Source organism: Staphylococcus caprae, assembly GCF_003966625.1.
GTDB classification, from domain to species: domain Bacteria; phylum Bacillota; class Bacilli; order Staphylococcales; family Staphylococcaceae; genus Staphylococcus; species Staphylococcus caprae.
Window position 1 is genome coordinate 790763 of sequence record NZ_AP018587.1, and the last position, 12665, is coordinate 803427.

Annotated in this window: 22 protein-coding genes; all 22 read left to right on the forward strand. The window is 34.5% G+C overall.

Features of this window, described 5'->3' with window-relative positions:
* Nucleotides 1-4 precede the first annotated feature (4 nt).
* The 22 genes from rplN (at nt 5) to truA (ending at nt 12410) form a co-directional block, all read left to right on the forward strand.
* Nucleotides 5-373 (forward strand): 50S ribosomal protein L14, encoded by a 369-nt coding sequence (rplN, locus tag JMUB898_RS03620; protein ID WP_002432661.1) that lies wholly within the window; start codon nt 5-7, stop codon nt 371-373.
* A 40-nt stretch (nt 374-413) separates the two neighbouring features.
* Complete coding sequence (gene rplX / locus JMUB898_RS03625; protein ID WP_002443733.1) at nt 414-731, forward strand: 50S ribosomal protein L24; 318 nt, start codon at nt 414-416, stop codon at nt 729-731.
* 25 nt (nt 732-756) lie between these two features.
* Nucleotides 757-1296 (forward strand): 50S ribosomal protein L5, encoded by a 540-nt coding sequence (gene rplE / locus JMUB898_RS03630; protein WP_037541587.1) that lies wholly within the window; start codon nt 757-759, stop codon nt 1294-1296.
* Nucleotides 1297-1319: 23 nt separating this feature from the next.
* Nucleotides 1320-1505, forward strand: a complete 186-nt coding sequence (locus tag JMUB898_RS03635; RefSeq protein WP_001829713.1) for a type Z 30S ribosomal protein S14 — start codon at nt 1320-1322, stop codon at nt 1503-1505.
* Between the two features lie 31 nt (nt 1506-1536).
* Nucleotides 1537-1935, forward strand: coding sequence for a 30S ribosomal protein S8 (rpsH, locus tag JMUB898_RS03640; protein WP_002432853.1), 399 nt, complete (start codon nt 1537-1539; stop codon nt 1933-1935).
* A 24-nt stretch (nt 1936-1959) separates the two neighbouring features.
* Nucleotides 1960-2496: a 50S ribosomal protein L6 gene (rplF, locus tag JMUB898_RS03645; RefSeq protein ID WP_002443729.1), complete on the forward strand. Its 537-nt coding sequence runs from the start codon at nt 1960-1962 to the stop codon at nt 2494-2496.
* A gap of 31 nt (nt 2497-2527) precedes the next feature.
* Entirely contained in the window at nt 2528-2890 is a 363-nt protein-coding gene (gene rplR / locus JMUB898_RS03650; RefSeq protein WP_002443727.1) for a 50S ribosomal protein L18, read from the forward strand.
* A gap of 20 nt (nt 2891-2910) precedes the next feature.
* A complete protein-coding gene (gene rpsE, locus JMUB898_RS03655; protein WP_002443725.1) occupies nt 2911-3411 on the forward strand; it encodes a 30S ribosomal protein S5 in 501 nt (166 codons plus the stop codon).
* A 16-nt stretch (nt 3412-3427) separates the two neighbouring features.
* A complete protein-coding gene (gene rpmD, locus JMUB898_RS03660; RefSeq protein WP_002432330.1) occupies nt 3428-3607 on the forward strand; it encodes a 50S ribosomal protein L30 in 180 nt (59 codons plus the stop codon).
* A gap of 16 nt (nt 3608-3623) precedes the next feature.
* The gene (rplO, locus tag JMUB898_RS03665; protein ID WP_001829796.1) at nt 3624-4064 is read left to right on the forward strand and encodes a 50S ribosomal protein L15; all 441 of its coding nucleotides are present in this window, start codon (nt 3624-3626) and stop codon (nt 4062-4064) included.
* Nucleotides 4064-5356 (forward strand): preprotein translocase subunit SecY, encoded by a 1293-nt coding sequence (gene secY / locus JMUB898_RS03670; RefSeq protein WP_002443722.1) that lies wholly within the window; start codon nt 4064-4066, stop codon nt 5354-5356. Before rplO ends, secY begins: the two co-directional genes overlap by 1 nt.
* 17 nt (nt 5357-5373) lie before the next feature.
* Nucleotides 5374-6021, forward strand: a complete 648-nt coding sequence (locus tag JMUB898_RS03675) for an adenylate kinase (protein ID WP_002443720.1) — start codon at nt 5374-5376, stop codon at nt 6019-6021.
* Nucleotides 6022-6211: 190 nt separating this feature from the next.
* The gene (gene infA, locus JMUB898_RS03680) at nt 6212-6430 is read left to right on the forward strand and encodes a translation initiation factor IF-1 (protein ID WP_001829792.1); all 219 of its coding nucleotides are present in this window, start codon (nt 6212-6214) and stop codon (nt 6428-6430) included.
* 31 nt (nt 6431-6461) lie between these two features.
* Complete coding sequence (gene rpmJ, locus JMUB898_RS03685) at nt 6462-6575, forward strand: 50S ribosomal protein L36 (RefSeq protein WP_001829709.1); 114 nt, start codon at nt 6462-6464, stop codon at nt 6573-6575.
* A gap of 22 nt (nt 6576-6597) precedes the next feature.
* Nucleotides 6598-6963: a 30S ribosomal protein S13 gene (gene rpsM / locus JMUB898_RS03690; protein WP_002432712.1), complete on the forward strand. Its 366-nt coding sequence runs from the start codon at nt 6598-6600 to the stop codon at nt 6961-6963.
* 21 nt (nt 6964-6984) lie between these two features.
* Nucleotides 6985-7374 (forward strand): 30S ribosomal protein S11, encoded by a 390-nt coding sequence (gene rpsK, locus JMUB898_RS03695; protein WP_000101625.1) that lies wholly within the window; start codon nt 6985-6987, stop codon nt 7372-7374.
* Between the two features lie 76 nt (nt 7375-7450).
* Nucleotides 7451-8395 carry a DNA-directed RNA polymerase subunit alpha gene (locus JMUB898_RS03700; RefSeq protein WP_002443717.1) on the forward strand — a complete coding sequence of 315 codons (945 nt, stop codon included), beginning with the start codon at nt 7451-7453 and terminating at the stop codon, nt 8393-8395.
* Nucleotides 8396-8411: 16 nt separating this feature from the next.
* Nucleotides 8412-8780, forward strand: coding sequence for a 50S ribosomal protein L17 (gene rplQ / locus JMUB898_RS03705; protein ID WP_002432926.1), 369 nt, complete (start codon nt 8412-8414; stop codon nt 8778-8780).
* 360 nt (nt 8781-9140) lie between these two features.
* Complete coding sequence (locus JMUB898_RS03710) at nt 9141-9950, forward strand: energy-coupling factor transporter ATPase (protein ID WP_002443715.1); 810 nt, start codon at nt 9141-9143, stop codon at nt 9948-9950.
* Complete coding sequence (locus JMUB898_RS03715) at nt 9947-10807, forward strand: energy-coupling factor transporter ATPase (RefSeq protein WP_044466811.1); 861 nt, start codon at nt 9947-9949, stop codon at nt 10805-10807. Before JMUB898_RS03710 ends, JMUB898_RS03715 begins: the two co-directional genes overlap by 4 nt.
* The gene (locus JMUB898_RS03720) at nt 10797-11603 is read left to right on the forward strand and encodes an energy-coupling factor transporter transmembrane component T family protein (RefSeq protein WP_002443711.1); all 807 of its coding nucleotides are present in this window, start codon (nt 10797-10799) and stop codon (nt 11601-11603) included. Before JMUB898_RS03715 ends, JMUB898_RS03720 begins: the two co-directional genes overlap by 11 nt.
* Before the next feature lie 3 nt (nt 11604-11606).
* Complete coding sequence (truA, locus tag JMUB898_RS03725) at nt 11607-12410, forward strand: tRNA pseudouridine(38-40) synthase TruA (RefSeq protein WP_002443710.1); 804 nt, start codon at nt 11607-11609, stop codon at nt 12408-12410.
* The last annotated feature ends 255 nt before the right edge of the window (nt 12411-12665 follow it).

Sequence of the window (12665 nt, forward strand, 5' to 3'; positions counted from 1 at the left end):
ACGAATGATCCAACAAGAAACACGTTTAAAAGTAGCAGACAACTCTGGTGCTCGTGAAGTTCTTACAATTAAAGTATTAGGTGGATCTGGTCGCAAAACAGCGAATATCGGTGATATTATCGTATGTACTGTTAAAAATGCAACACCAGGTGGCGTTGTTAAAAAAGGCGACGTTGTCAAAGCTGTTGTAGTTCGTACTAAATCAGGTGTTCGTCGTAACGACGGTTCATATATCAAATTTGATGAAAATGCATGTGTTATCATCCGTGATGACAAAGGCCCACGTGGTACTCGTATCTTTGGTCCTGTTGCTCGTGAACTACGTGAAGGTAACTTCATGAAAATCGTATCATTAGCACCAGAAGTACTTTAATACAAATTTAACCAATCATACTATTTAAGGAGGTGCCCACATGCATATCAAAAAAGGTGACAACGTAAAAGTTATCGCAGGTAAAGACAAAGGTAAAGAAGGTAAAGTAGTTGCTACTGAACCTAAAAAAGACCGTGTCGTTGTGGAAGGTGTTAACGTAATTAAGAAACACCAAAAACCAACTCAATTAAATCCTGAAGGTGGAATCTTAGAAACAGAGGCAGCAATCCATGTTTCTAACGTACAATTATTAGACCCTAAAACTAACGAACCTACACGTGTAGGATACAAAACAGTTGATGGTAAAAAAGTTCGCGTTGCTAAAAAATCAGGCGAAGAAATCAAATCTAATAATTAATAACTAGTTGAAAGGAGGATCCACTTTGAACCGTTTAAAAGAAAAGTACAATTCTGAAGTTACTGAGAACTTAGTGAAAAAATTCAATTACAGTTCAGTAATGGAAGTACCTAAAATTGAAAAAATCGTTGTGAACATGGGTGTAGGTGACGCAGTTCAAAACTCTAAAGTATTAGATAATGCTGTTGAAGAGTTAGAATTAATCACTGGTCAAAAACCATTAGTAACAAAAGCAAAAAAATCAGTTGCAACATTCCGTTTACGTGAAGGTATGCCAATCGGTGCAAAAGTTACACTTCGCGGTGAAAGAATGTATGAATTCTTAGATAAACTTATTGCAGTATCATTACCTCGTGTACGTGACTTCCAAGGTGTTTCAAAAACAGCATTCGATGGACGTGGTAACTACACATTAGGTATTAAAGAACAATTAATTTTCCCTGAAATTGACTATGATAAAGTAACTAAAGTTAGAGGAATGGATATTGTTATCGTAACTACTGCTAACACTGACGAGGAAGCTCGTGAATTGTTATCAAACTTCGGTATGCCATTTCGTAAATAATCTCTAAAAAGGAGGCTAATTAAGTGGCTAAAACTTCAATGGTTGCTAAGCAACAAAAAAAACAAAAATTCGCTGTTCGTGAATACACTCGTTGTGAACGCTGTGGTCGTCCACATTCTGTATATCGTAAATTTAAATTATGCCGTATTTGTTTCCGTGAATTAGCTTATAAAGGCCAAATTCCTGGCGTACGTAAAGCTAGCTGGTAATAATTAAGAGTCTGAAAGGAGGCAACAATCAATGACAATGACAGATCCAATCGCAGATATGCTTACTCGTGTTAGAAATGCAAACATGGTTCGTCACGAGAAGTTAGAATTACCTGCATCTAATATTAAAAAAGAAATTGCTGAAATCTTAAAAAACGAAGGTTTCATTAAAAACGTTGAATACGTAGAAGACGATAAACAAGGTGTTATTCGTTTATTCTTAAAATATGGTCAAAACAATGAACGTGTTATCACAGGATTAAAACGTATCTCAAAACCTGGTTTACGTGTTTATGCTAAAGCAAATGAAGTACCTAAAGTATTAAACGGTTTAGGTATCGCATTAGTTTCAACTTCTGAAGGTGTTATCACTGATAAAGAAGCAAGAAAACGTAACGTTGGCGGAGAAATTATCGCATACGTTTGGTAATAATTAATAAGGAGGTGCCATAACATGAGTCGTGTTGGTAAGAAAATTATTGACATCCCTAGTGACGTAACAGTAACTTTTGATGGTAATCATGTAACTGTTAAAGGTCCTAAAGGTGAATTAGCAAGAACTTTAAATGAAAGAATGACATTCAAACAAGAAGAAAACACAGTTGAAGTTGTAAGACCATCTGATTCTAAAGAAGACAGAACAGACCATGGTACAACTCGTGCTTTATTAAATAATATGGTACTAGGTGTTTCTCAAGGTTTCGAAAAAACACTTGAACTTGTTGGTGTTGGTTACCGTGCTCAAATGCAAGGTAATGACTTAGTACTAAATGTTGGTTATTCTCACCCAGTAGAAATTAAAGCTGAAGACGGTATTACTTTTGCTGTTGAGAAAAACACAACTGTTAAAGTATCTGGTGTTTCTAAAGAACAAGTTGGTGCTATCGCATCTAACATCCGTTCAGTAAGACCTCCAGAACCTTATAAAGGTAAAGGTATTCGTTACCAAGGTGAATATGTTCGCCGTAAAGAAGGTAAAACTGGTAAATAATAGATAACACTCTAAAGAAAGGAGTATTGAAATGATCAGTAAAATTGATAAAAACAAAGTACGTTTGAAAAGACATGCTCGTGTTCGTACTAAATTATCAGGTACAGCTGAAAAGCCACGTTTAAATGTGTATCGTTCAAACAAACACATCTATGCTCAAATTATTGATGACGTTAAAGGCGAAACTTTAGCTCAAGCTTCATCTCAAGATAAAGATATTGCTAGTGAATCTACATCAAAAGTTGATTTATCAACTAAAGTAGGTCAAGCAATTGCTAAAAAAGCAAGCGATAAAGGTATTAAAGAAATCGTATTCGACCGTGGAGGTTATTTATATCACGGACGTGTAAAAGCTTTAGCAGAAGCAGCTAGAGAAAGCGGATTAGAATTTTAATTTAAAGGAGGGACACATTCATGGCTCGTAGAGAAGAAGAAACTAAAGAATTTGAAGAACGCGTTGTTACGATTAACCGTGTTGCTAAAGTAGTAAAAGGTGGTCGTCGTTTCCGTTTCACTGCATTAGTAGTTGTAGGTGATAAAAAAGGTCGTGTAGGTTTCGGTACTGGTAAAGCACAAGAGGTACCTGAAGCAATCAAAAAAGCTGTAGAAGCAGCGAAAAAAGATTTAGTAGTTGTTCCACGTGTTGAAGGTACAACTCCTCACACTATCACTGGTCGCTACGGTTCAGGTAGCGTATTCATGAAGCCAGCTGCACCTGGTACTGGGGTAATCGCTGGTGGACCAGTTCGTGCCGTATTAGAGTTAGCAGGAATTACTGATATCTTAAGTAAATCATTAGGATCTAACACTCCTATTAACATGGTTCGTGCAACTATCAATGGTTTACAAAACTTAAAAAATGCAGAAGATGTTGCTAAATTACGTGGCAAATCTGTAGAAGAATTATACAATTAAGGAGGGAAAATAAGTTATGGCTAAATTACAAATTACCCTCACTCGTAGTGTTATTGGTCGTCCTGAAACACAACGTAAAACTGTTGAAGCATTAGGTCTTAAAAAAACTAATAGTTCAGTAGTTGTTGAAGATAACCCTGCTATTCGTGGGCAAATCAACAAAGTTAAACATTTATTAACAATTGAAGAAAAATAATTAAGGAGGTGCCGAAATGAAATTACATGAGTTAAAAGCAGCAGAAGGATCACGCCGTGTACGTAATCGTGTAGGTCGTGGTGCTGCAACTGGTAACGGTAAAACTAGTGGCCGTGGTCAAAAAGGTCAAAAAGCACGTTCAGGTGGTAAAGTAAGACCAGGATTTGAAGGTGGACAATTACCTTTATTCCGTCGTTTACCAAAACGTGGTTTCACTAACATTAACCGTAAAGAATATGCTATTGTTAACTTAGACCAACTTAATAAATTTGAAGATGGTACTGAAGTAACTCCAGCTTTACTAGTAGAATCTGGTGTTGTTAAGAATGAAAAATCTGGTATCAAAGTACTAGGTAATGGTTCACTTGATAAAAAATTAACAGTGAAAGCTCATAAATTCTCAGCTTCAGCAGCAGAAGCTATTGATGCTAAAGGTGGAGCACACGAGGTGATCTAATGTTTCAAACGCTTGTGCGTTTCTTTACAACTAAGGAAGTGCGTAACAAGATTTTCTTCACTCTAGCAATGTTAGTTATTTTTAAAATAGGAACGTATATTCCTGCTCCAGGAGTTAATCCTGAAGCATTTAACCATCCACAAGGTTCTCAAGGTGCCACTGAGTTATTAAATACTTTTGGTGGCGGTGCCTTGAAACGTTTCTCAATATTTGCGATGGGTATTATGCCCTATATCACCGCATCCATTGTTATGCAATTATTGCAAATGGATATAGTGCCTAAGTTTACAGAATGGGCTAAACAAGGTGAAATGGGTAGAAGAAAAATTAATAATGTAACACGTTATTTCGCTATTATTTTAGCTTTTATCCAATCAATAGGTATGGCTTTTCAGTTCAATAATTATCTCAAAGGACAACTGATTATTGATAAATCAGTTATGAGTTATTTATTGATTGCAGTTGTTTTAACAGCAGGAACAGCTTTCTTAATTTGGCTTGGTGACCAAATCACTCAGTTTGGTGTTGGTAATGGTATTTCTCTTATCATCTTTGCTGGGATTTTATCAACTTTACCATCAAGTATTGAACAATTTGGCCAATCACTATTTGTTGGTCAAGATGATACTTCATTAGCATGGTTAAAAATTGTAGGTTTAGTTGTAGCATTAATTTTATTAACAGTTGGTGCTATTTTTGTACTTGAAGCTAAACGTAAGATCCCTATTCAATATGCGAAGAAACAATCTGCTCAACGATTAGGTTCACAAGCAACTTATCTACCTTTAAAAGTTAACTCAGCAGGTGTTATTCCAGTAATCTTTGCGATGGCATTTTTCTTATTACCAAGAACGTTAACATTATTCTTCCCTAAAGCTGAATGGGCACAGAATATTGCTGATACTGCCAATCCTTCAAGTAATATTGGAATGATTGTTTATATCGTATTAATAATTGCATTTGCATACTTCTATGCATTTGTACAAGTTAATCCGGAGAAAATGGCTGATAACCTTAAAAAACAAGGTAGTTATGTCCCAGGTATTAGACCTGGTGAACAAACAAAAAAATATATTACTAAAGTTCTTTACAGATTGACATTTGTTGGTTCTATATTCTTAGCAGCTATAGCAATTTTGCCGATTATAGCAACTAAATTTATGGGCTTACCACAATCAATTCAAATTGGTGGTACAAGTTTATTAATCGTTATCGGTGTAGCTATAGAAACTATGAAGACATTAGAAGCTCAAGTAAGTCAAAAAGAATACAAAGGCTTTGGTGGTAGATAATTTGTAGGAGGGCATTTATGAATATCATTTTAATGGGTTTACCTGGCGCAGGTAAAGGTACTCAAGCGAGTGAAATTGTTAAGAAATTCCCAATACCACATATTTCTACTGGTGACATGTTCAGAAAAGCGATTAAAGATGAAACTGATTTAGGTAAAGAAGCTAAATCATACATGGATCGTGGAGAATTAGTTCCTGATGAAGTTACTGTAGGTATCGTTAAAGAACGTATTTCTGAAGACGATGCGAAAAAAGGATTCTTATTAGATGGATTCCCAAGAACAATCGAACAAGCTGAGGCATTAAATAACATTATGTCTGAGCTTGATAGAGAAATTGATGCTGTCATCAATATTGAAGTTCCTGAGGAAGAGTTAATGAATCGTCTTACAGGTCGTCGTATCTGTGAGAAATGTGGTACAACTTATCATCTTGTATTTAATCCTCCAAAGGTTGAAGGTATTTGTGATATCGATGGTGGAAAGTTATATCAACGTGAAGATGACAATCCAGAAACAGTATCAAATCGTTTGAGCGTTAATGTTAAACAATCAAAACCTATTTTAGAGTATTACGATGAAAAAGGTATTTTGAAAAACATTGATGGTTCAAAAGATATTGATGAAGTAACGAACGATGTCATTGATATTTTAGATCATTTATAGATAGATCAACGATTTACGATCTATTTGCTAAGTGAATATTTGAGTGAAATTTAATAGAGTGAGTGACAAATAATGATTTGTAATTCCCGTATTTTTGTTAAACTTATAATAACTAGTCACGAATAGATTCGTATTGTTAAGTTGTCTATTGACGATTACCTTACTATTGCAAAAAGGGGGAAGTTAATCAATGGCTAAACAAGATGTAATTGAATTAGAAGGTACTGTATTAGATACTTTACCAAATGCAATGTTTAAAGTAGAATTAGAAAATGGTCATGAGATTTTAGCGCATGTTAGTGGTAAAATCAGAATGAATTACATTCGTATTCTACCTGGCGACAAAGTAACTGTTGAGATGTCTCCGTATGATTTATCACGCGGTAGAATTACTTATCGTTATAAATAATCGTCACTCCATAATATAGGGAGGTATAAAAATGAAAGTAAGACCATCAGTAAAACCAATTTGCGAAAAATGCAAAGTCATTAAACGTAAAGGTAAAGTAATGGTAATTTGTGATAATCCTAAGCACAAACAAAGACAAGGTTAATAAAAGAGAGGTGTAAATTAATATGGCACGTATTGCAGGAGTGGATATTCCACGTGAAAAGCGCATTGTTATCTCATTAACATACGTTTATGGTATCGGTACTTCAACTGCTAACAAAATCGTTGAAGAAGCAAACGTATCAGCAGATACTCGCGTTAAAGATTTAACTGATGACGAATTAGGTCGTATCCGTGAAGTTGTAGATAGCTACAAAGTAGAAGGTGACTTACGTCGTGAACAAAACTTAAACATTAAACGTTTAATGGAAATTTCATCATACCGTGGTATTCGTCACCGTCGTGGCTTACCAGTTCGTGGTCAAAAAACTAAAAACAACGCACGTACTCGTAAAGGCCCGGTTAAAACAGTAGCTAATAAGAAAAAATAATAGGTAAAGGAGGCAAAAATAATGGCACGTAAACAAGTATCTCGTAAACGTAGAGTGAAAAAGAATATTGAAAACGGTGTAGCACATATCCGTTCAACATTCAATAATACTATCGTAACTATCACTGATGAATTCGGTAATGCATTATCTTGGTCATCAGCTGGTGCATTAGGATTCAAAGGATCTAAAAAATCAACACCATTCGCAGCACAAATGGCTTCAGAAACAGCTTCTAAATCAGCTATGGAACATGGTTTAAAAACTGTAGAAGTAACAGTTAAAGGACCTGGACCAGGCCGTGAATCAGCTATCCGTGCATTACAATCTGCAGGATTAGAAGTAACTGCAATTAGAGACGTTACTCCAGTACCTCACAACGGTTGTCGTCCACCAAAACGTCGTCGCGTCTAATTTAGGATTGTATTGTTACAGGTCACTGAGCAAACAGTTTAAATCTAGTCGACGTATTTAAGGAGGATATTTGTAAATGATAGAAATTGAAAAACCTAGAATTGAGACAATTGAAATTAGTGAAGATGCTAAATTCGGTAAGTTCGTTGTTGAACCACTTGAACGTGGCTACGGTACTACACTAGGAAACTCCTTACGTCGTATCCTACTATCTTCGTTACCAGGTGCAGCCGTTAAGTACATCGAAATCGAAGGAGTTCTACACGAATTTTCAGCAGTAGACAATGTTGTAGAAGATGTTTCAACAATTATTATGAACATTAAAAAATTAGCATTAAAAATTTACTCTGAAGAAGATAAAACTCTTGAAATTGATGTTAAAGATGAAGGCGAAGTAACTGCAAGTGACATTACTCACGACAGCGATGTTGAGATTTTAAACCCAGAACTTAAAATCGCAACTGTGTCTAAAGGTGGACATCTTAAAGTGCGTCTTGTTGCTAATAAGGGTAGAGGTTACGCATTAGCTGAACAAAATAATACTAGTGATTTACCAATTGGTGTAATTCCTGTTGATTCACTATACTCACCTGTAGAACGTGTTAACTACACAGTAGAAAACACACGTGTAGGTCAAAGTAGTGATTACGATAAATTAACTTTAGATGTTTGGACTAACGGTTCAATCACTCCACAAGAATCAGTTTCATTAGCAGCTAAAATAATGACTGAACACTTGAACATCTTTGTAGGTCTAACTGATGAAGCTCAAAATGCTGAAATCATGATCGAAAAAGAAGAAGATCAAAAAGAAAAAGTACTTGAAATGTCTATCGAAGAATTAGACTTATCTGTACGTTCTTACAACTGCTTAAAACGCGCAGGAATCAATTCTGTACAAGAGTTAGCTGATAAATCTGAAGCTGACATGATGAAAGTGCGTAATTTAGGTCGTAAATCTCTAGAAGAAGTTAAATACAAATTAGAAGATTTAGGATTAGGATTAAGAAAAGAAGATTGATAAAGGAGGTTAACTCATGGGTTACAGAAAATTAGGTCGTACTTCTGATCAACGTAAAGCAATGTTACGTGACTTAGCGACTTCTCTTATCGTAAGTGAACGTATTGAAACTACAGAAGCTCGTGCTAAAGAAGTACGCAGTGTAGTAGAGAAATTAATCACTTTAGGTAAAAAAGGAGATTTAGCTTCTCGTCGTAATGCAGCTAAAACTTTACGTAACGTTGAAATCTTAAATGAAGATGAATCAACACAAACTGCTCTTCAAAAATTATTCGGTGAAATCGCTGAACGTTATAATGAACGTCAAGGTGGTTACACTCGTATCCTTAAAGTAGGCCCTCGTCGTGGTGACGGTGCTGAATCAGTAATTATCGAATTAGTTTAATTTAGGGATTGAGACATTAAATTATGTCTCAGTCACTTTACCTTAATAAATACACTTACTACTTATATATAAAGCAAATGAGTGCAACGATAATGTTTGCCACATACAAATATTGTCTAGCTCAGAGTGCCCCATCTAACTAAATATTTCTTATAAGCGTGAACTCAACAATACGATGGGGTGCGCGCTTTTTTATTTAAGCTATAGTCAGAGATTGCTATAGCTTTTTTGTTTTCTTGTCTAACATAGTTAAAATATAAGATTATCTGTGTGAAAAGAACGTATGTGATATACAGATAAATTGAATTATTGTAAAATATTTAAAGTAACGACATTATTTAACAGAAGGAGTTGTTTAGTGTGAATGAGACAATGAATATCATTGAATTTAAAAATGTATCTTTTCAATATCAAAGTGATTCTGCGTTCACATTAAATAACGTATCTTTTTCTGTTCCTATTGGAAAATGGACGTCGATTGTAGGTCATAATGGTTCTGGGAAGTCTACTATAGCTAAATTAATGGTAGGCATAGAAGAAGCTAACGAAGGTCAAATATTATTTAAAAATGAAAAAATAGACAATTCAAATATACATAAAATTAGAAATCAAATTGGTATTGTATTTCAAAATCCAGATAATCAATTTGTCGGCTCAATTGTGAAATTTGATGTTGCTTTCGGTCTAGAAAATCATGCAGTCCCTCATGATGAGATGCACATTAAAGTAGATAAAGCATTATCAGAAGTAGACATGCTTAATAAAGCTGATTACGAGCCACATTCACTTTCTGGAGGTCAGAAACAACGTGTTGCGATAGCTGGCGTATTAGCACTAAATCCATCTGTTATTATTTTAGATGAAGCAACAACTATGTTAGATCCTGATGCGAAAGTATCACTCTTAAAGCTCGTACGTGAAGTGAAAGAAGATAATGAAGTAACAATCATTTCTATAACTCATGATTTAGACGAAGCGATGGAAGCTGATCATGTTATTGTTATGAATAAAGGAACTGTTTTTAAACAGGATTCACCTGAAGAAATATTTAAATATACTGATGAACTAACTTCTATTGGATTAGATTTACCTTTCTCTATGAAAATGAATCAACTACTAGGATTTGATTCATCATTTGTGACATACGAAGGGTTGGTCAAACGATTATGAGTATTCAGTTAAATCATGTTAGCTATACTTATCAAAAAGGGACGCCATATGAATATAATGCTATAGAAGATATATCTTTGATTTTGGAAAAAGGAAAGTATTACGCAATTATAGGACAAACAGGTAGTGGAAAATCTACCTTGATACAGCATCTTAATGCGTTATTAAAACCAACAAAAGGGTCAATTGAATTTGAGGATATTGAAATAACACATAAAACTAAGGATAAATATTTACGACCTATCCGTAAAAAGGTAGGCATTGTATTTCAATTCCCAGAATCTCAACTATTTGAAGATAGTGTAGAAAAAGAAATAGAATTTGGACCGAAAAACTTTAATATGGACTTAGAAAAAGCTAAAGAAAAGGCTTATCAATTATTACTTGATTTAGGATTTTCAAGAGATATCATGTCACTTTCTCCTTTTCAAATGTCAGGTGGACAAATGAGGAAAATTGCAATTGTATCTATTTTGGCTATGGATCCAGAAGTTATTATATTGGATGAACCAACAGCTGGCTTGGACCCTCAAAGTAAAGAGCAGATTATGACTCTTATTAAGCGAATTCAAGTGGAAGAAAATAAGACGATTATTCTAGTCTCACATGATATGAATGATGTTTCGCGATATGCTGATGAAGTTATTGTGTTAAGTAATGGTAAGGTAGCTGAACAATCAGAACCTAGAGAACTATTTAAAAATACAGATAAGTTAGCTGAGTGGCATATTACGCTACCAAACATTATTAGATTACAAATAGATTTTGAGCACAAGTATCAAATATCCTTACCTAAACTAGCTTTAAATGAAGAGGAATTTATTGAGATGTATAAGGAGTGGCAAAATGAAAAATAAATTAATCATTGGACGCTATCTCCCAAATCATTCGACTGTACATCATCTTGATCCTAGAGCAAAGCTCATATTTGTCTTTGTGTTTATAATATTTATTTTCTTTTGTCATTCGTTTGGCACATACGCTTGGATATTTTTACTTATCATTATATCTATGAAATTGGCTAAAATCCCATTCGGATTTCTAATGAAAGGGCTCACGCCTATTTTTTTCTTCTTAATATTTACTTTTTTAATGCATATCTTATTTACTAATGGAGGAAAGACACTTTTACATTGGGGCTTCTTTACAATAGAGTCTAATGGGGTGATAGAAGGAATTTACATTTCATTACGTCTTATCTTTATAGTGATGATTGCGACAATTATGACGCTTTCGACAAGTCCTATAGATTTAACTGATGCCTTTGAAAAGTTATTAGCACCATTGAAATGGGTTAAGATTCCCGTTCATCAATTGAGTATGATGATGTCTATCGCGCTAAGGTTTATACCTACTTTAATGGATGAATTGGAAAAAATTATTTTAGCTCAAAAATCAAGAGGGTCTGAAATAAGTTCAGGAAGTATTGTGACACGCATTAAAGCATTTATCCCTCTTATGGTTCCATTGTTTATTTCTGCCTTTCAAAGAGCGGAAGAATTAGCAATAGCTATGGAAGTAAGAGGCTATGATATGAATGTTAAACGAACTAGTTACAGATTACTACACTGGCGATTAAAAGACACGATAACGTTAATTCTATTAATACCAATTGGACTTATCTTATTTATTATTAAATACTCAGGAGTGTAAACATTGCGAATTTTAGTAGAAATTGCATATCAGGGTAATCAATTCCTTGGCTTTCAAATTCAACAGCAGGGGAGAACAGTACAACAACAATTTGAAAAGATTCTTAAACGTATGCACAAGCGTCATGTACGAATACATCCTACAAGTCGTACGGACAGAGGCGTGCATGCGTACCAACAATTCTTTCATTTTGACACTGAGTTAAATATTGATAATCAACAATGGCAATATGCGATGAATCGTTTCTTACCTAATGATATTTACGTTAAAAGTGTTCAAACAGTAGATGAAAACTTTCATTGTAGATATGACTGTGTAGGTAAAAGATATCGTTATAAAGTCTATCAAGGCGCACATCGTGATCCGTTTAAAAGTGGTCTCGAAACATTTATAGATAATGATTTAGATTTAGCTAAAATGAATGAAGCGGCTCATCATTTTATTGGAACCCATGATTTTACAGGTTTTTGTTCTCAGAAAACTGAAGTGGAAAGCAAAGTGAGAACCCTATATCAAAGTGAAGTGGTTCAAACTGAAGCAGGTTTTGATTATGTGGTTACTGGTTCAGGATTTCTCTATAACATGGTTCGTGTTCTTGTGGCATTTTTAATAGAGGTGGGAAAAGGGAAGCGAAACCCCGACGAGGTTCCACAACTCCTTGAAGAAAAAAATAGAAACAATGTACCTTTCACTGCACCCTCAGAAGGACTCTATTTAGAAAAGGTTTACCTATCACCAGAATCACTTAAGGAAGAGTTTGGAAATGATATTAAAATACATCTTAAAAAATCGTTGGAAAATGATTGAATGTCATTGACAAAAGCATTGTGAAATTATAAGATTATTAACGGTATTGTTTTATATCACCCCACGATAAGCCCCGGAAACTTATTGTGTTACTAGATATATAAGCAAAGCAGAACAACAGTTAACAAAATAAATGAAAACTTACGCTTTTAAATCGTAACAATAATTAAAATTGTGCGTTGAATGATCATAGGTTCGAATGTGATCAATTGACAAAACAATTAAGAACGAAGCATTTATTTTTAGGAGGACAAT

Excerpts from the sequence above, each read along its gene's own strand:
- rpsE (WP_002443725.1), top strand. The coding sequence starts at position 2,911 with ATGGCTCGTAGAGAAGAAGAAACTAAAGAATTTGAAGAACGCGTTGTT.
- rpsK (WP_000101625.1), top strand. The coding sequence starts at position 6,985 with ATGGCACGTAAACAAGTATCTCGTAAACGTAGAGTGAAAAAGAATATT.
- JMUB898_RS03675 (WP_002443720.1), top strand. The coding sequence starts at position 5,374 with ATGAATATCATTTTAATGGGTTTACCTGGCGCAGGTAAAGGTACTCAA.
- rplR (WP_002443727.1), top strand. The coding sequence starts at position 2,528 with ATGATCAGTAAAATTGATAAAAACAAAGTACGTTTGAAAAGACATGCT.
- rpsH (WP_002432853.1), top strand. The coding sequence starts at position 1,537 with ATGACAATGACAGATCCAATCGCAGATATGCTTACTCGTGTTAGAAAT.
- rplQ (WP_002432926.1), top strand. The coding sequence starts at position 8,412 with ATGGGTTACAGAAAATTAGGTCGTACTTCTGATCAACGTAAAGCAATG.
- JMUB898_RS03715 (WP_044466811.1), top strand. The coding sequence starts at position 9,947 with ATGAGTATTCAGTTAAATCATGTTAGCTATACTTATCAAAAAGGGACG.
- rplX (WP_002443733.1), top strand. The coding sequence starts at position 414 with ATGCATATCAAAAAAGGTGACAACGTAAAAGTTATCGCAGGTAAAGAC.
- rpsM (WP_002432712.1), top strand. The coding sequence starts at position 6,598 with ATGGCACGTATTGCAGGAGTGGATATTCCACGTGAAAAGCGCATTGTT.
- rplO (WP_001829796.1), top strand. The coding sequence starts at position 3,624 with ATGAAATTACATGAGTTAAAAGCAGCAGAAGGATCACGCCGTGTACGT.
- secY (WP_002443722.1), top strand. The coding sequence starts at position 4,064 with ATGTTTCAAACGCTTGTGCGTTTCTTTACAACTAAGGAAGTGCGTAAC.
- infA (WP_001829792.1), top strand. The coding sequence starts at position 6,212 with ATGGCTAAACAAGATGTAATTGAATTAGAAGGTACTGTATTAGATACT.
- rplN (WP_002432661.1), top strand. The coding sequence starts at position 5 with ATGATCCAACAAGAAACACGTTTAAAAGTAGCAGACAACTCTGGTGCT.
- JMUB898_RS03720 (WP_002443711.1), top strand. The coding sequence starts at position 10,797 with ATGAAAAATAAATTAATCATTGGACGCTATCTCCCAAATCATTCGACT.
- rpmD (WP_002432330.1), top strand. The coding sequence starts at position 3,428 with ATGGCTAAATTACAAATTACCCTCACTCGTAGTGTTATTGGTCGTCCT.
- rplF (WP_002443729.1), top strand. The coding sequence starts at position 1,960 with ATGAGTCGTGTTGGTAAGAAAATTATTGACATCCCTAGTGACGTAACA.
- rpmJ (WP_001829709.1), top strand. The coding sequence starts at position 6,462 with ATGAAAGTAAGACCATCAGTAAAACCAATTTGCGAAAAATGCAAAGTC.
- JMUB898_RS03700 (WP_002443717.1), top strand. The coding sequence starts at position 7,451 with ATGATAGAAATTGAAAAACCTAGAATTGAGACAATTGAAATTAGTGAA.